Raw genomic sequence first — 15,315 nt, 5'->3', positions numbered from 1 at the left:
GAGTGGTGCAGTATGTCGAATCCGGTAACAAATTCTCAGGTAGAAGATGTCCTTTCGTCGATCCGGCGGCTGGTCAGTGATAACAAGCGTGGAAACACGCCGCAGGCTGATGAAAGCCAGCGGCTGGTTCTGTCGCCACAACAGCGCGTCGGCAGCGCGGTGTCAGACGAACCCGCGCCACAGCTTAATACGACATCCGACAGAACCGTTCTGACCCTGATGCCCGAAGACGCCATCCGGCAGACGCCGCAGGATGACGCGGATCTGCCTGTTCCCGAGTTCATCCGCCACAACAACGGGGCCGCGCAATCGGACTCCCGGCGCGCTACCAGCAGTCTGGCGGACAAGATAGCAGCGCTCGAAACTGCAATTGCTGGTCGGTCAGAACAGTGGGAGCCAGACGGCGATGGCCGCGATGCCTATGCCGGCACCCGCGCACCATCAGTGTCTCTGCAGAGCACTGTTGATCTGGACGGTACCGGCGCACCCCTTGCAGACAGCGGGATGCCGATGACACCCGTGGCTTCTGTCGGCGACGAGACGCATGCGCCTGCCGGTGCCGCGCCGGCGCAGTCCCGCGCGCAAGGCGAAGAGCAGGTTCTTGACGAGGCGGCTCTGACGGCACTGGTTTCAGAGATCGTGCGGCGCGAGCTGCAGGGCGATCTGGGTGAGCGCATCACGCGCAACGTACGCAAACTGGTGCGCCGCGAGATCATGCAGGCCCTTGCCACCCGCGACCTTGACTGACCGCACGTTTACCGGGCCAGCCGCATCAGCAGATCCAGATCGATTGTCGCTTCGAGATGTGCCGCCAGCGCATCAAGGGTCTGCTCGACTTCCTGCGCATAGGCGCGTTCGGATGTCTGCCCCAGGTCCTGCATCCAGGCTGCACGGAACGCGTCTGATGTGAAAATACCGTGCTGATAGCAACCTCGGATCCGGCCGTCTGCGGATGCGGCCCCTTCCGGGCCTTTGCCAAAATCCAGCCAGCCCCGCGCGCAGTCCGGGCCGCTGGTGCGCCCCATGTGGATTTCATAACCTGTGAGCGGCGTATCTGTGAGCAACGCGCGCCCCTCGCGCAGCGCCAGTTCCTTGACCGGTACCAGTGCGGACTCCACGTCGAGCAATCCCAGCCCGGGGGCTGATGCCGGAGGGCCTTCGATACCTTCAGGATCAGAAATCCGGTTCCCCAGAATCTGGTAGCCGCCACAAAGGCCCAGAATATGACCGCCGTGCCGTACGTGCGACAGAATATCCTTGTCCCATCCTTCTGCCCGAAGTGCAGACAGATCGCTGAGGGTCGCCTTGCTGCCAACCAGAAGGATAACATCGGCGTCCCGCGGCAATGGCGCACCCGGTTCAGCCACCACCAGGTCGATCCCAGGCTCTGCCGCCAGCGGATCCAGATCGTCAAAGTTGGAAATCCGGGGCAGGCGGGGGACCACCACGCGGATACCCTGTCCACCGGACTGAGACCGCGCCGGCAGGTCCATCACATCCTCGGCGGGCAGTTTCCGCGCCGCATCGAACCACGGGACGACACCAAGACAGGGCCAGCCCGTCCGCGTTGCGATGTCATCACGCCCGCCGTCAAACAATGTGACATCCCCCCGGAATTTGTTCACCAAAAAGCCCGCGATCATCGCGTTATCTTCTGCATCCAGAACGGCCTGCGTGCCGACGATCTGAGCGATCACGCCACCACGGTCTATGTCGCCTGCCAGGATCACCGGCACATCGGCTGTCCGGGCAAACCCCATGTTGGCAATGTCGCGCGCGCGCAGGTTGGTTTCTGCGGGGCTGCCGGCCCCCTCGACCAGAACGAGGTCTGCCGCGCCACGCAGCCGCTCAAAACTCTCCAGTACGCGCGGCATCAGGCTTTCACGGTTGCGGCCGAAATCACGCGCCTCCTGCGTACCGGCAACCTGTCCCTGCACGATCACCTGCGCACCGGTCGATGTCTGCGGCTTGAGCAGGATCGGGTTCATGTCCACATGGGCAGGCACGCCGGCCGCCATCGCCTGCAGCGCCTGAGCGCGGCCGATTTCGCCGCCGCCGGGCGTGACGGCCGCGTTGTTGGACATATTCTGAGGCTTGAACGGGCGCACATTCAGCCCCCTTTTTGAGAAGGCGCGCGCGAGGCCCGCGACAAGCATGGACTTGCCTGTATTCGTTCCGGTGCCCTGGATCATTATGGCTTTGCCGCGCATCTGCCACCTCTTCATTCTCCGGGCAAACTGCCGCATGATCGGACCAAAGAAAAGGAACAAAGATGAACACGCCTGCACATCTTCTGCTGGGGGCTGCCGCAATGACGCGCAGCGCAGACCGCGGGATCATTCTGGCCGCTTTTCTGGGTGCTCTGATGCCTGATCTGTCGCTTTACGTGCTGGCTGGCGGGGCGATGTACGTGTTCGGGATTCCGCCGCAGCGGGTCTTTAACGAACTCTACTTTTCGGACAGCTGGCAGACGGTTTTCGCCATCGACAATTCGTTTGTCGTCTGGGGTGTGCTTCTGGCTGCTGCGATCTGGCGTCGGGCGCCATGGGCTGTTGCGCTGACAGGCGCAGCTCTTCTGCACCTGTGCTTCGACTTTCCCCTGCACCACGACGACGGGCGCGCGCATTTCTGGCCTGTCAGTGGCTGGATTTTTGAAAGCCCGTTCAGCTATTGGGACAGGGATCAGGGTGCTGCATTTGTTGCCCCCCTGGAGGCATTTGCCGCAACCGTGGCGGCGTTTCTGCTCTGGCGGCGCGGGATCGGTGCCGGACTTTCAGTATTTGTCCTGTTGCTGCTGGCAGCCGAACTGTGGGTGGTGCGCCAGTGGCTCTTTGTCTTTAATATTGCCTGAATAAAAAAACGCGCCCGGTTTGCGGACGCGCTTTTATTTTCTGAAATCAGTTGGTTGTCAGGCTGCTTCGGCCTGCTGCGCCGCGTTGCGACGCTCCGATTCCTCGCGGGACAGGGCGACGGAAGTCCGCACGCCTTTGCCCACAAATTCCATCAGACCCTGAACAACACGTTCGTTCGGGTCAATTCCGGCACAGCTCAGAACCTCACGCCCGTCGCGCGAGCGTGCCCAGCGGGCAATCTGTTCCGGCCCGTTGCCGTACTTCTTGTCGTCTGCAATCGCATCGTCCAGTGCAGCCAGTACCACGGCTGCGAAAAGTTTGCGTGCACGGTTGCCTTGCTCGTTATTGAAGGCTGTGCCGTCAACGAAGTCTTTCATCCGTCGTCCTTTCCATTATTCTTGCTCTTGTCTTTTCGGCGTGACGCCCGTTATGACGGGTTTTGCCCGATTCGGATACCCTGTTTTTGCATGCCTTATATGCACAATTTGCATGGCTTTCTGCATGTGCAGCACGAGATATCGTTGTCTTGTCACCCTCATTCCTCCCAGATATAGGGTTCATCAACTTTTCATCAACCTTTGGACACAGGTAAGCCACATGCCAAAAATCAACGGTAACGAGATCCGGCCTGGAAATGTTCTGGAGCATAACGATGGCCTCTGGGCCGCGGTGAAGGTCGATCATGTAAAACCCGGTAAGGGTGGGGCGTTCGCACAGGTAGAACTGCGCAACCTGCGTAATGGTTCCAAACTGAATGAACGTTTTCGCAGCGCCGACAAAGTTGAGCGCGTGCGGCTGGAACAGAAAGACCAGCAGTTCCTCTACGAAGATGACGGCATGCTCGTGGTGATGGACACTGAAACCTACGAACAGGTGCAGTTGCCGGCCGAACTTCTGGGTGAGCGTCGCCCTTTTCTGCAGGACGGAATGACGATTGTCGTGGAATTCTACGAAGAAGAAGCGCTGAATGCCACGCTCCCGCAGAAAGTGACCTGCAAAATCGTGGAAACCGAACCGGTCGTCAAAGGCCAGACCGCTGCGAACTCTTTCAAGCCTGCGATCCTCGACAACGGCGTCAAGGTGATGGTCCCGCCATTCGTAGGTCAGGACGAGGACATCGTTGTGAACACCGAGACAATGGAATACGCCGAGCGCGCCTGAGGTCCGCAGGCACCAGCACGTGACGCCCCGGGATCCGTCCGCGGGGCGTTTTTACGTCGCGATACGGGTCAGCCGGGCCTCTCCGGCCTGCATTTCGCCACCAGCACGATCAAACCGCAGATAGGCCAGGGCGGTGTCGCCGCTCCGGCTGAGCAGCTTTCCGGCAGCTCTGCCACCGGCCGTGATTTCGGTACCGGGCTCTGCCGCGCCTGAAACAGAGACAAGAGCCAGCCCCTTGCGCAGTTCTGTCTTGTGTTTCATCCGGGCTGTGACCTCCTGGCCCACATAACAGCCTTTGCGGAAATCCACACCGTTGAGCCGCTCGAACCCGACTTCGAGGATAAAGGTATCGGGTGTGAGTTCCACACCACTTTCCGGGATCATTGCGGCCACGCGTATCGCAGTCCAGTCAGTGGTGTCGTCGGCCTGTGCATGATCGCGGTAGGCGCGCCAGCCCAGAGAGGCGTGGCGGGGGTCAGCGAACCCGTCCGATGGTATGTCACCGGTTCCCCTGTGCAGGTGCAGACCGGTCTGGGAAATTGTCACATCAGCACGCAGTTTGTACATGCTCAGGCGCTGCACAAGCATGTCTGCCTGATCGTCGGTCACGTCCAGAAGCACCCCATCTGTCTGCGGAACCACAAAGAAATCCGAGATATACTTGCCCTGAGGCGTCAGCAGGGCCGCATAGACCAGCCCGTCTTTGAGCCCGCCAATGTCGTTGGTGATCAGCCCCTGAAGGAAGTCCGGTACGTCTTCGCCTGTGAGTTGAAGGATGCGACGTTTGGACATGGGGGGCTCCTCTTTGCGTGCTGACTGTCATATAACGCCGGCAACGCCAAACGGAAGGGGCGGAGACGTATGCGGGCTCCCATATCGGTCATCGTGCCGACACTGAATGCAGAACACCAGCTGGGCATCTGTCTCGGCGCACTGCTGCCCGGGCTCGAGGCCGGCCTTATCCGTGAAGTCATCGTGTCAGATGGCGGGTCGGCGGACGCAACTGTCGCCGTGGCACGGGCCTGGGGTGCTGAGGTGGTGAGCGGTGCCGCATCCCGCGGGGGGCAGCTCAGGCGCGGGTGTGACGGGGCGCAGGGCGCCTGGTTACTGGTGTTGCACGCGGATACGGCACTCGCTCCGGACTGGGTTGGTCCGGTCGTTCAGCATCTGGAGACCGACCGGGCGGGCTGGTTTCGTCTTGCCTTTACACGGGGTGGCCTCGCTGGTCGGTTTGTGGCGGGCTGGGCGAACCTGCGCAGTCTGCTTGGCCTGCCCTACGGCGATCAGGGGCTGTTGCTGCCCCGTGCGCTGTATCAGGCCGTTGGCGGATATCCCGATCAGCCGCTGATGGAGGACGTCGCGATCGCGCGTGCCCTGCGCGGGCGTCTGGCGCGTATCGAGGCTGTGGCCGGGACCTCGCCAGAGCGCTACAGGTCGCAGGGCTGGCTTCGGCGTGGTGCCAGAAACCTCTGGACACTGCTGCGTTATTTCGCCGGTGTGGATGTGTCCGTCCTTGCCAGGCAGTACCGGCGCTGAAATCGGCTGCGCTGCAGCCTGTTTCTGCGCTCCGCCCGATTGACGCGGGCCACGCGCGGGTTAGTGTCAGCCCAGACAAAAAGGACAGCAGTTATGCCGCAGTTTTCCGCGCCTCCTTCGGGCCGTTCCTACCTGGCCATTCCGGGGCCGTCCGTGATCCCGGATGCCGTGCTGCGGGCGATGCACCGCGCCTCGCCGAACATCTATGCAGGAGAGCTCCCGGAAATGATGCCTGGCATCGTGTCTGACCTCAGGAAAGTCGCGCGCACTGCTGGCCATGTCGCGCTTTATATCGGCAATGGTCATGCGGCCTGGGAGGCCGCTCTGTCCAATGTCATCGCTCCGGGAGACAAAGTGCTGGTCCCGGCGACAGGGCATTTCGCCCATGGCTGGGCCGATATGGCGGAAGGCCTTGGCGCCAGTGCACAGATCCTTGAGTTCGGTGACCGGGCGCCGATGCAGACAGAGCAGATTGCCGAAGCGCTGCAGGCGGATACCGACCACCGGATCAGGGCCGTACTGGCCGTGCATGTGGATACCTCGACGTCAGTCAGAAACGATGTATCCGCGCTGCGTCAGTTGCTGGATGACTGTGGTCACCCTGCATTGCTGATGGCGGACTGTATCGCGTCACTGGGATGCGATGTCTTTGAAATGGACGCATGGGGCGTCGATGTCATGGTCACTGGCTGCCAGAAGGGGCTGATGGTCCCGGCGGGTATGTCATTTGTATTCTTTAATGACCGCGCTGCGGCTGTGCGGTCCGAAATGCCCCGCGTCAGCCGGTACTGGGACTGGGCGCCGCGCGCCGACCCCGATGGCTTCTGGCAATACTGGAACGGCACGGCGCCCACGCATCATCTTTACGGGTTGCGTGTCGCACTAGACATGCTGATGGCAGAGGGCATGGAAAACGTCTGGGCACGACATGAACGTCTGGCGCGCGCCATATGGGCCGCCTGTGACGCCTGGGGGCAGGGGGGCAGTCTGGAAATGAACATCCGGGATGCCGCGCACCGCAGTCATGCAGTCACATCTCTGCGCCTGGAAAGCCCTCAGGCCACAGCCCTGCGCGACTGGACCGAGGAAAACCTCGCGCTGACGCTCGGCATCGGTCTGGGCATGGCCCCGGCGGGCGATCCCGCCTGGCACGGATTTTTCCGCCTGGGCCACATGGGCCACATCAATGGCCATATGATCATGGGCCTGCTGGGCGGTATGGATGCAGGGTTCCGGGCGCTCGGTATTCCCCATGGACAGGGCGCACTCGACGCGGCCTCAGCTGTGATCGCCGGACGCTGATCTGTGCCGGTCCCGGTTCATGCTATCAAACGCCTGCTCCGCCAGCCTGCGCCGGGTTTCCAGCCAGTTCAGCCAGTGGTTCACCACGAGACCGAGAAAAACAGCTGCAATCAAGCCATAGATCGCGAATAGCAGCAGCAGAACCCAGCCAAGGTTTACGCCAAACATCACGATACAGGCTCCGGTGAAATTCGGGGCTCGTCCGGGCGTCGGGTCGCGCATCAGTACCTCTTCTGCTGCCTGTGCAGAAGAATTATAGAACCAATTGCGTTTTCGTCAGCTAATTTCTGCCTCACGCAGAGCGCGTGGCAGTGCATCTGCCAGAATTTCGATCTGAGCCGGGGTTGCGCAGCTGATACGGATGCAGCGGTTCTGCGGGGCGACAAACGGCATCCTCACGAACACGCCGTCTTCCACCAGATTATCGAGCACTTTTTTTGCAAAGGCACCGTCCTGACCACAGTCTACGCAGACAAAGTTTGCTGCCGACGGCAAAGGCTTCAGGCCACAGTCCCGCGCGGTTTCCATGATGCGGAAACGCGATGCGACAATGCGGGCGAGCACGGAACGCAACCAGGTCTGATCGTGCAGCGCGGCGAGCGCTCCTTCCTGGGCTGCGCGGTTCATGCCGAAATGGTTCCGGACACGGTTAAACGCGGCAATCAGCTCGGGCGCGCCGATGGCATAACCAACCCGTGCACCTGCAAGGCCATACGCTTTGGAAAAGGTGCGCAGCCTGACTATACGCGGATCATCCCAGGCCAGTGGCAGCTCTGCGATATCCGGCGCACATTCGATATATGCCTCATCCAGGATCAGCAACGTGCCTTCGGGCAGATGTTCCAGCGCCGCCAGCAGATCTGTACCTTTCAGAAAGCTGCCCATCGGATTGTCCGGATTGGACAGATATACGAGCTTGGCCCCTGTTTCGGCGGCTTTTCTGAACAAAGCCACAGGGTCTTCATGGTCGCGGTTGTAGGGAACCTTGTGTATTTCGCCACCAAATCCCGCGACGTGATAGTTAAACGTCGGATAGGCACCATCTGATGTGACCACTGCGTCACCCGGCCCGACCATCAACCGGACCAGATAGCCCAGGAGCCCGTCAATACCTTCGCCGACCATGATCATGTCGGGGGCAATGCTGTAGTGACTGGCCAGCGCGTTGCGCAGGTCATAGCTTTCAGGATCGCCGTACATCCACTGCGGGGTCTCGGCCATGGCACGGATGGCGCTGGGTGAGGGGCCGAACACGTTCTCGTTTGCGCCAAGGCGTGCATCGAAAAGATGCCCCCGGCTGCGCTCCTGGGTTTCGGGGCCGACGAAGGGTACGGTGTCGGGCAGCGAGGCGGCCAGCGGTGTCAGTCGAAAGTGAGTCATCAGCTCTATTAAAACACGCTGCGATAATTGAGCAAGCCTGACGTGTGCCCCTACGTTTTGCTGGAAAAGCACGGGTGATTGCGCTCTTGTGGGGGCAACCGCAGGGAGAGGCAGATGTCACGGGTCAGCGTTAATGTCGATAATCATATTGCACGTGTCACGCTGACACGGGCGGACAAAAAAAACGCAATGGATCAGGCAATGATCGATGGCATCATTGACGCCGCCGGAACCGTTGCCGGGTCGGGTGCCCGGGTGGTGGTTTTGCATGGTGACGGCGGTACGTTCTGCGCTGGTATCGACCTGAACAGCCTTGGCAGCATGATCGGCAGCGACATGCGCGAACTTCTGGTCCCGCGCACGCACGGAGGCGGTACGACGAACCAGTGGCAGGAAGTGGTGATGGCATGGCGGCGCCTCGACATTCCTGTGATTGCCGCGCTCAAGGGATCTGTGTTCGGGGCCGGCATGCAACTCGCTCTGGGAGCAGACATCCGTATTGCATCTCCGGACGCAGAGCTTGCGGTGATGGAAATGAAGTGGGGCATTATCCCGGACATGGGCGGTATGGTGCTTTTGCCTGGCCTCGTGCGGGACGACGTACTGCGCCTGCTGGTGTACACCGCGGCGCCGGTCAGCGCTGCACAGGCCGAAGCCTGGGGGCTTGTTACCTCGGTCGATGATGATCCGCTTGCAGCGGCTCTTGCTCTGGCCGGGCAGATCGCATCCAACAGCCCTGCGGCGGTTCAGGCTGCAAAACAACTGATGGGGTCCATCGGTGGCATGACACCCGAACAGGTGCTGGTTGCCGAAGCGGAAACACAGGCCGGATTGCTCGGGACCCCGGAGCAGATGGAAGTTATCGCAGCGCGTTTTGCGCGCCGAACGCCTGTTTTCCCTTAGCTGTCGGACAGTTTGCAAAATCAATTGCCCCTGTTTGCAAAACCCTTCGAGGTGTTTGCAAATACCAGATCTGCTGTTTGCAAATTATCAGGCGGATCAGGACATAAACTTCTGCCGTGCTTCCCGCGCTATGCCGTAGCGCAGCTCAAGGTCGGATATGCGACGCATCAGTTCTTTGCGTGTTCCTGCATCGGTACAGGCGGCGTAGTCGGTGCGCGCGAGGTCGAGCTGTTTTTTAAGAGTGAACTCTTCAGGTAACACGCCTGCTTCGGCCATGATCCTCATGCCAGCCGAAACAGCAGCTTCTTCACCCGTTGCTATGCGGCGATCAGGCAGCGGTTTCCCTTCGCCCTCAAGGCCGGACAGCTTACCCTCGGCACGCGCTTTGGCGATCTGGCGTTCGATGAGTGAGCGAAAACTGCGCATAAACGCAGTTTACCCCAGTTCGGCCAGCCGGGCGAGTGCCTCGTTCAGACGGGCTTCTTCTTCCTCGCGGAGCGCAAGGTTGGCACGGGTCTCCTCAACAACATCCGCCGGGGCAGATTCTGCGAATTTCGGGTTGTTGAGGCGGCCCCGAAGACCGCCCAGTTCCTTTGCCAGTTTGCCCAGAGACTTCTCAAGCCGCGACTTTTCTTCTGCAATATCAATGATATCAGCAAGCGGCAGACCAAAAGAAGCGCCAGCCACCGCCAGCGAAACAGTTCCCTTTGGAAAACTGTCTGCCTCCTCCAGCGCCTCAACACGTGCCAGGCGCTTGATCATCACCTCGTTGCGCGCCCATGCTGCCTGACCTGCTGCGTCGATTTCCGTCACGATCAGCGGGACATAGAGGCCCGCTGGCACATGCATCTGAGCCCGGGCTGAGCGAATGGCCTCAATCAGAGAAACCACCCAGTTCATTTCACGATCAGCGTCGGCATCAACCAGTTCGGCGGAGGTATAGGCGGGCCATTCCGCATGTACCAGCATGCGGTCGCGCGTGCCCGTGGCTGCCCAGAGCTCTTCGGTGATAAACGGCATCACCGGATGCAGCAGGATCATGCACTGATCCAGCACCCATGCCATCGTCTCGCGGGTTTCTTCGGCAAATTCAGTATTATCCGCATCCTGAAGAAGCGGCTTGGACAGCTCCAGATACCAGTCGCAGACTTTGCCCCAGACAAAGGCATAAGCGGCGTTCGCGGCATCATTGAAACGGTAGTTTTCCAGTGCTGTGTCGATCTCTTCGCGTACTTTGGCCGTTTCGCCGATAATCCACTTGTTCACCGACTGTGTCACGTTGGCACCGGGACGGTATGACGTAGGAATGATGTCGGTGCGCGCCGCGCGGTGGGCGAATACCTCGTTCATTTCGGCGAAACGGCAGGCGTTCCACAGTTTTGTGCCGAAATTCCGATATCCCGCAATACGTTGCGTGCTGAGCTTAAGGTCGCGCCCCATGGCCGCCATGGCGGTAAGCGTAAAGCGCACCGCATCCGCGCCGTATTCGTCGATCATATCGAGCGGGTCGAGCACATTGCCCAGCGATTTGGACATCTTCTTGCCCTTCTCGTCGCGCACGAGGGCGTGCACGTAAACGGTGTCGAAGGGTTTCTGGCCCACCACGGCGTATTGCATCATCATCATCCGGGCGACCCAGAAGAAGATGATGTCGAACCCGGTGATCAGCGTAGACGTGGGGAAGTACTTCTGCAGCGCATCGTTCTGGGCGTCCTGATCGGCGTCACCGGTCCAGCCGAGCGTACCGATGGGCCAGAGGCCAGACGAGAACCAGGTGTCGAGCACGTCGGGATCGCGAACCAGTATGGGACGGGTTTCCGTGGCCAGCTTTTCCGTGTACTCCCGGGCATCTTGTGCGATGACACAGTCTTCGCCGTAGTAGTCAGTTGCCATTTTTAGAACCTCGCGCTCGTTCGCAGCGCAAAACGGTACATTTTCCTTGAGCTCGAGACTACGTGGAGTGTTATCAGTGCCTTTGGGCGCACCATACCAAACCGGGATCTGATGCCCCCACCACAATTGCCGTGAAATACACCACGGCTCGATGTTCTCCAGCCAGTTGAAATAGACCTTTTTGTCCTGCTCGGGGTGGATCGCCACATCGCCCTTGCGCACCGCATCAATCGCTGGCTGCACGATCTGTGCTGTGTCCACAAACCACTGATCCGTCAGCATCGGCTCGATCACAACTTTCGACCGGTCCCCAAAGGGTTGCATGATTTTCTTCGACTCGACCAGCGGCACCAACCTGCTGCTTTCCTGGCCGTCTTCGGGGTCAATGACCGGCTGTGTCTGCATGACGGCCAGCCCCTCATCTGTGATCTGCTCTACCACGCGTTTGCGCGCTTCAAACCGGTCCAGCCCGCGCAGCTCGTCGGGGACGAGGTTCACCGCATCGGCTTCAGCTTCCGACAGGGTCTGACTGCCCTGAGCCACGGTCATGGCGATGCCGGCGGCCTCTGCATATGTGGCCCCGTCGGCGCGCATTGCCCCCTTAGTGTCCATCAGGCGGTACATGGGGATGCCACCGCGCTTTGCGACTTCATAGTCGTTGAAGTCATGCGCGCCGGTGATCTTGACCGCGCCGGAACCGAAGTCCGGGTCAGGATAGTCATCGGTGATGATCGGGATCAGGCGACGGTGTTCTTTTGGGCCAACCGGAATTTCACAAAGCTTTCCGATAATTGGCGCATAACGCTCATCTGATGGATGAACCGCAACTGCACCATCCCCCAGCATGGTTTCCGGCCGCGTGGTGGCTATGGAAATATAGTCGCGCTCCTCGCGGAAGAGCACCTCTCCATCTTCACCCTTCTCCAAATACTCATATGTCTCACCGCCCGCCAGGGGGTACTTGAAATGCCACATGTGACCGTCGACTTCGATGTTCTCGACCTCAAGATCCGAGATCGCGGTCTCAAAATGCGGGTCCCAGTTGACCAGGCGCTTGCCACGATAGATCAGCCCCTTGTTGTACATATCAACAAAGACCCTGATCACCGCATCGTGGAAATTAGGCGCGCCGGTGCCGGCCTCCGGATCGCCTGGGGCGCCGCCCATGGTAAAGGCCTCGCGCGACCAGTCACACGACGCGCCCAGGCGTTTCAGCTGACCGATGATGGTGCCGCGTGATTTTACCTTTTGCTCCCAGACCCGTTCGAGGAACTTCTCCCGTCCCATTTCGCGTCGTGTCGGCTCACCGTTTGCTGCCATTTCCCGCTCTGTGACCATCTGCGTTGCGATCCCTGCGTGGTCTGTGCCGGGCTGCCAGAGCGTGTCGAATCCACGCATCCGGTGCCAGCGGATCAGGATGTCCTGCAGAGTGTTGTTGAACGCGTGTCCCATGTGCAGGGAACCAGTCACATTGGGTGGCGGGATCATGATGGAGAAGGTCTCATCGCGCGAGGCATTGGCCCCGGCGTCAAAAGCCCCGGCTTTTTCCCAGGCAGCATAGAGCCGTGCTTCGGCTTCTTTTGCATCAAATGTCTTGTTGAGCGCCATGACGGTATCCTTTGTCCGCGTTGCGCGATCATCTAGCGGAAGGAGGGGCGAAGGAAAAGGTCACGCGCAAAGTTTGCGCCGACTTTCGGTGTGGTGTACGCACGGCGCAGCCGGGCAGTGGCCGTCCGGCCTCGATGGGCGGTCGGCCGCTTCGTACTGCTCGGCCGGTATTCAGCCTGCGACAAGAGGCTCCCGCGCGCCCGCGCGGATTACTTCCGGGTCGTAGGGCGTCCGGGCAAAAACTGTGCGCACCATTGGCGCGAAATGATCCAGCGGCAGCGTCTCATAGTCCGGATCGAAACTCGCCTGGTCCCAGCGCTCGCAGAAGGTCGCACAATCGTCGAAATAGGCGTGCCCTTTATACCTGTCGCGTTTGTGCGGGTCAGCGCCCACATGATGGCCGTAATAGACCATCTGAAAATCGCCGTGTTTTTCCACCACCCAGGTACATTGTTCGCGCACAAAAGGCCGCAGGATCGTTGCCGCATATTCGTCGTGATTATAGGGCGCATAGATATCGCCGATGTCGTGCAGCAGCGCGGAAACGATCCAGTCGATGTCTGCACCGTCGCGTTCCGCACGGGTGGCTGACTGCAGCGAGTGGCCCAGCCGCGTGACCTGATAGCCCGAGAGGCCTTCATCCAGGCTCACCATCGCCTGCAGCAGCCGGTCGGCCGTGCCAAGGGTGTATTCGGTCTCGTGTTTTGTGAGGAAGGCATAATCCTCGGCGGTGCCGTCCTTCATCTGTGTAAAGCTGACCTTGTCCATCACGCGTAAAGCCCTCCCTCTTTTTCCGCGCCCCTCATCATTGTCGCGGCCTGGGCGCGCCGGATCTCATCGTAGGTGGCAAGGGCTGTGGGCGTAAAGGGGGCCTGCGGGGCCTCAAACCCCTCAAAATGTCCGAAACGGTCCTGGCCCCGCGCCAGAACCGCGTAGTCGCGCGCACCCACCTGTTGTTTAATCGCCGGGGTGCAATAGCGCACAACAGCAGCGATACGGCGGTCGTCGGTGGTGTTGGGCCCCGAGCCGTGGATCATCAGCCCGTGGTGCAGGGAGATCTGACCTGGGTGAATTTCGATGGGAACCTTGTCGGCTTCCGCTACATCCACGCGCACTTCCTGGCCGCGAGACAGCAGATTATCCTCGGAAAAGGTATCGTCATGGGGCAGGATCGGGTTTTTGTGGCTGCCCCGCACGAAGTCCATACAGCCCGAGGCGGGCGTGGCGGGTGACAGCGCGAGCCAGGCCGTCACGAGCCCGTCGATCTCTCCCAGACCCCAGTAGGTCAGGTCCTGGTGCATGGAAACGATGTGCCTTGTATTGGGCTCCTTGATGAAAAACTCCACGGAATAGACCATGATGTCGGGCCCCAGCACGCCCTCGACCACATCGAGGATGCGCCGGTCGTGACCGATGCGCCAGGCCAGTGGCATGACACAATGCGCGTTGACCCGTTTGTAGGTGCCGAAGGGCAGGGGCAGATCGCTGTCGAGCCATTCGGCCTCAAGCGCTTCCAGTTCGGCCCGCAGGGCCTGCGCGTCGTGGGCGGGCATGACCGGCAGGGGAAAAAGGTACCCGTCCGCGCGGTATTGGTCGGACTGGGCCGCACTCAGGCGACCGTTTGCAAGCGGGAGGGGCTGGGGCATCTCTGGTCTCCTTTGTGACGTTGCCGCAGCATCGCACCGGTTTGCGGGAATGCAGCACGGTGGCTCTTGCCTCTGAGGCTAAGTTTAACTTATCCTCCGCTCATGTCCCGTGTTCCCTCCCTGAACTGGCTGCGCGTCTTCGAGGCGGCTGCGCGCACCGAGAGTTTTGCCCGGGCGGCCAGCCAGCTGAACCTGTCCGCGGCTGCCGTCAGCCAGCAGATCAGAGCGCTGGAGGACAAACTGGGCGCGCCGCTCTTTGAGCGGGGCGCGCATTCGGTCACGCTGACAGATCTGGGGCGGTCCTATCTGCCGACTGTCCAGCAGTCGCTGGGCCTGCTGGAAGAGGCGACCGAGGGTATTTTCGGCAGCGGTGCGGAACAGCCTGTCTTTGTGCGCTCCGTCCTGCTCTTTGCCCACGGGGTGCTGGCGGGCGGGCTGAAGGATTTTCAGACGGCTTTCCCACGGGTGCGGCTGACGCTGAACACCGGCAATGCAGCCTCTGATTTTGACGGCGGATACAGTGATCTGCAGATTGTCTTTGGCACGCCGGGGCAGTTCGGGCGCGACTATGATCCGCTGATGGGTGAAACACTGTGTCCCGTGGCAGCCCCGGCACTGGCCGCGCAGATCACGGCACCGGCAGAGCTCAGCCGGCATCCCCTGATCGAAGTGGCGACGCACCGGTCTGGCTGGCGGCATGTGATGCACGCGCTGGGCCAGCCGCTGGCACCGCTGCGAATTGTGCATGCGGACAGTACTGTTATGGCATCCGCCATGGCCGCGCAGGGGGTGGGCGTCATGCTTGCACGTGCCCCTGCCAGCGATCTGGTGGTCGCGCAGTCTGGACTGATACCCTGTGCCGGAAACGTCGAAATCCCGGGCACTGACCAGTATTTTCTGGTCTGCGCGGACCGCAGTGCGCTGAGACCGGCCGCCAGGGCTTTCCGTGGCTGGCTTCTTGACTATATGAAGCGTGATGGCGGGACACCGCCCGCCACCTGAACACCGGCGTACCCATGCGGTATCCGCACCCG

General features: G+C 60.7%; 16 protein-coding genes. 7 read left to right on the top strand and 9 right to left on the bottom strand.

The features are described 5' to 3' along the window. The first annotated feature begins 12 nt into the window (after positions 1–12). Positions 13–747, top strand: a complete 735-nt coding sequence (locus Q0792_RS15645; protein ID WP_298842799.1) for a hypothetical protein — start codon at positions 13–15, stop codon at positions 745–747. Between the two features lie 8 nt (positions 748–755). On the opposite strand, the gene Q0792_RS15640 is transcribed toward Q0792_RS15645, so the two are convergent. After that, positions 756–2,210 (bottom strand): cobyric acid synthase, encoded by a 1,455-nt coding sequence (locus Q0792_RS15640; protein ID WP_298842797.1) that lies wholly within the window; start codon positions 2,208–2,210, stop codon positions 756–758. 62 nt (positions 2,211–2,272) lie between these two features. On the opposite strand from Q0792_RS15640, the gene Q0792_RS15635 reads away from it, so the two are divergent. Further along, positions 2,273–2,851 carry a cobalamin biosynthesis protein CobQ gene (locus Q0792_RS15635; protein ID WP_298842795.1) on the top strand — a complete coding sequence of 193 codons (579 nt, stop codon included), beginning with the start codon at positions 2,273–2,275 and terminating at the stop codon, positions 2,849–2,851. 57 nt (positions 2,852–2,908) lie between these two features. Here Q0792_RS15635 and Q0792_RS15630 read toward each other — a convergent pair whose 3' ends face one another. After that, positions 2,909–3,229 (bottom strand): DUF6280 family protein, encoded by a 321-nt coding sequence (locus Q0792_RS15630; RefSeq protein ID WP_298842792.1) that lies wholly within the window; start codon positions 3,227–3,229, stop codon positions 2,909–2,911. Between the two features lie 220 nt (positions 3,230–3,449). On the opposite strand from Q0792_RS15630, the gene efp reads away from it, so the two are divergent. Continuing rightward, on the top strand, positions 3,450–4,013 hold the full coding sequence (gene efp, locus Q0792_RS15625) for an elongation factor P (RefSeq protein WP_298842786.1): 564 nt from the start codon (positions 3,450–3,452) through the stop codon (positions 4,011–4,013). A gap of 51 nt (positions 4,014–4,064) precedes the next feature. Here efp and Q0792_RS15620 read toward each other — a convergent pair whose 3' ends face one another. Then, positions 4,065–4,805, bottom strand: a complete 741-nt coding sequence (locus Q0792_RS15620) for a folate-binding protein (protein ID WP_298842783.1) — start codon at positions 4,803–4,805, stop codon at positions 4,065–4,067. Positions 4,806–4,874: 69 nt separating this feature from the next. Here Q0792_RS15620 and Q0792_RS15615 point away from each other — a divergent pair, with 69 nt between their 5' ends. Together Q0792_RS15615 and Q0792_RS15610 are read left to right on the top strand one after the other, a co-directional pair. Continuing rightward, positions 4,875–5,549 carry a TIGR04283 family arsenosugar biosynthesis glycosyltransferase gene (locus Q0792_RS15615; RefSeq protein ID WP_298842779.1) on the top strand — a complete coding sequence of 225 codons (675 nt, stop codon included), beginning with the start codon at positions 4,875–4,877 and terminating at the stop codon, positions 5,547–5,549. Positions 5,550–5,642: 93 nt separating this feature from the next. Then, positions 5,643–6,851, top strand: coding sequence for an aminotransferase class V-fold PLP-dependent enzyme (locus Q0792_RS15610; protein WP_298842776.1), 1,209 nt, complete (start codon positions 5,643–5,645; stop codon positions 6,849–6,851). On the opposite strand, the gene Q0792_RS15605 is transcribed toward Q0792_RS15610, so the two are convergent. Both Q0792_RS15605 and Q0792_RS15600 read right to left on the bottom strand, forming a co-directional pair. Next, positions 6,828–7,073 carry a hypothetical protein gene (locus Q0792_RS15605; RefSeq protein ID WP_298842774.1) on the bottom strand — a complete coding sequence of 82 codons (246 nt, stop codon included), beginning with the start codon at positions 7,071–7,073 and terminating at the stop codon, positions 6,828–6,830. The two genes, Q0792_RS15610 and Q0792_RS15605, sit on opposite strands and share 24 nt — an antisense overlap. A 54-nt stretch (positions 7,074–7,127) precedes the next feature. Next, on the bottom strand, positions 7,128–8,231 hold the full coding sequence (locus Q0792_RS15600; protein ID WP_298842772.1) for a pyridoxal phosphate-dependent aminotransferase: 1,104 nt from the start codon (positions 8,229–8,231) through the stop codon (positions 7,128–7,130). Positions 8,232–8,345: 114 nt separating this feature from the next. Between Q0792_RS15600 and Q0792_RS15595 the strand changes: the two genes are divergently transcribed. Continuing rightward, the gene (locus tag Q0792_RS15595; protein ID WP_298842768.1) at positions 8,346–9,134 is read left to right on the top strand and encodes a crotonase/enoyl-CoA hydratase family protein; all 789 of its coding nucleotides are present in this window, start codon (positions 8,346–8,348) and stop codon (positions 9,132–9,134) included. Positions 9,135–9,230: 96 nt separating this feature from the next. Here Q0792_RS15595 and Q0792_RS15590 read toward each other — a convergent pair whose 3' ends face one another. The 4 genes from Q0792_RS15590 to Q0792_RS15575 all read right to left on the bottom strand — a co-directional run bounded on the left by Q0792_RS15590 (position 9,231) and on the right by Q0792_RS15575 (position 14,281). Continuing rightward, positions 9,231–9,560: a DUF1992 domain-containing protein gene (locus Q0792_RS15590; protein WP_298842765.1), complete on the bottom strand. Its 330-nt coding sequence runs from the start codon at positions 9,558–9,560 to the stop codon at positions 9,231–9,233. 9 nt (positions 9,561–9,569) lie between these two features. Continuing rightward, entirely contained in the window at positions 9,570–12,635 is a 3,066-nt protein-coding gene (locus Q0792_RS15585; RefSeq protein WP_298842762.1) for a valine--tRNA ligase, read from the bottom strand. A gap of 171 nt (positions 12,636–12,806) precedes the next feature. Further along, positions 12,807–13,403, bottom strand: a complete 597-nt coding sequence (locus tag Q0792_RS15580) for an HD domain-containing protein (protein ID WP_298843827.1) — start codon at positions 13,401–13,403, stop codon at positions 12,807–12,809. Continuing rightward, a complete protein-coding gene (locus Q0792_RS15575; protein ID WP_298842759.1) occupies positions 13,403–14,281 on the bottom strand; it encodes a phytanoyl-CoA dioxygenase family protein in 879 nt (292 codons plus the stop codon). The genes Q0792_RS15580 and Q0792_RS15575 overlap by 1 nt, the downstream gene beginning before the upstream one ends. A 102-nt stretch (positions 14,282–14,383) precedes the next feature. Here Q0792_RS15575 and Q0792_RS15570 point away from each other — a divergent pair, with 102 nt between their 5' ends. Beyond that, entirely contained in the window at positions 14,384–15,283 is a 900-nt protein-coding gene (locus tag Q0792_RS15570) for a LysR family transcriptional regulator (RefSeq protein ID WP_298842756.1), read from the top strand. Positions 15,284–15,315 lie beyond the last annotated feature (32 nt).

Source organism: uncultured Roseobacter sp. (assembly GCF_947495025.1).
In the GTDB taxonomy this organism is placed as follows: domain Bacteria; phylum Pseudomonadota; class Alphaproteobacteria; order Rhodobacterales; family Rhodobacteraceae; genus Roseobacter.
The sequence above is the reverse complement of the archived record's forward strand: the minus strand, read 5'-3'. Positions and strand labels throughout refer to the sequence as shown.

Bases quoted from the DNA above. Each gene is read 5' to 3' on its own strand.
- Q0792_RS15635 (WP_298842795.1), top strand. From the start codon at position 2,273: ATGAACACGCCTGCACATCTTCTGCTGGGGGCTGCCGCAATGACGCGC.
- Q0792_RS15580 (WP_298843827.1), bottom strand. From the start codon at position 13,403: ATGGACAAGGTCAGCTTTACACAGATGAAGGACGGCACCGCCGAGGAT.
- Q0792_RS15610 (WP_298842776.1), top strand. From the start codon at position 5,643: ATGCCGCAGTTTTCCGCGCCTCCTTCGGGCCGTTCCTACCTGGCCATT.
- Q0792_RS15615 (WP_298842779.1), top strand. From the start codon at position 4,875: ATGCGGGCTCCCATATCGGTCATCGTGCCGACACTGAATGCAGAACAC.
- Q0792_RS15630 (WP_298842792.1), bottom strand. From the start codon at position 3,229: ATGAAAGACTTCGTTGACGGCACAGCCTTCAATAACGAGCAAGGCAAC.
- Q0792_RS15640 (WP_298842797.1), bottom strand. From the start codon at position 2,210: ATGCGCGGCAAAGCCATAATGATCCAGGGCACCGGAACGAATACAGGC.
- Q0792_RS15570 (WP_298842756.1), top strand. From the start codon at position 14,384: ATGTCCCGTGTTCCCTCCCTGAACTGGCTGCGCGTCTTCGAGGCGGCT.
- Q0792_RS15595 (WP_298842768.1), top strand. From the start codon at position 8,346: ATGTCACGGGTCAGCGTTAATGTCGATAATCATATTGCACGTGTCACG.
- Q0792_RS15600 (WP_298842772.1), bottom strand. From the start codon at position 8,231: ATGACTCACTTTCGACTGACACCGCTGGCCGCCTCGCTGCCCGACACC.
- Q0792_RS15645 (WP_298842799.1), top strand. From the start codon at position 13: ATGTCGAATCCGGTAACAAATTCTCAGGTAGAAGATGTCCTTTCGTCG.
- Q0792_RS15620 (WP_298842783.1), bottom strand. From the start codon at position 4,805: ATGTCCAAACGTCGCATCCTTCAACTCACAGGCGAAGACGTACCGGAC.
- Q0792_RS15590 (WP_298842765.1), bottom strand. From the start codon at position 9,560: ATGCGCAGTTTTCGCTCACTCATCGAACGCCAGATCGCCAAAGCGCGT.
- Q0792_RS15575 (WP_298842759.1), bottom strand. From the start codon at position 14,281: ATGCCCCAGCCCCTCCCGCTTGCAAACGGTCGCCTGAGTGCGGCCCAG.
- efp (WP_298842786.1), top strand. From the start codon at position 3,450: ATGCCAAAAATCAACGGTAACGAGATCCGGCCTGGAAATGTTCTGGAG.
- Q0792_RS15585 (WP_298842762.1), bottom strand. From the start codon at position 12,635: ATGGCGCTCAACAAGACATTTGATGCAAAAGAAGCCGAAGCACGGCTC.
- Q0792_RS15605 (WP_298842774.1), bottom strand. From the start codon at position 7,073: ATGCGCGACCCGACGCCCGGACGAGCCCCGAATTTCACCGGAGCCTGT.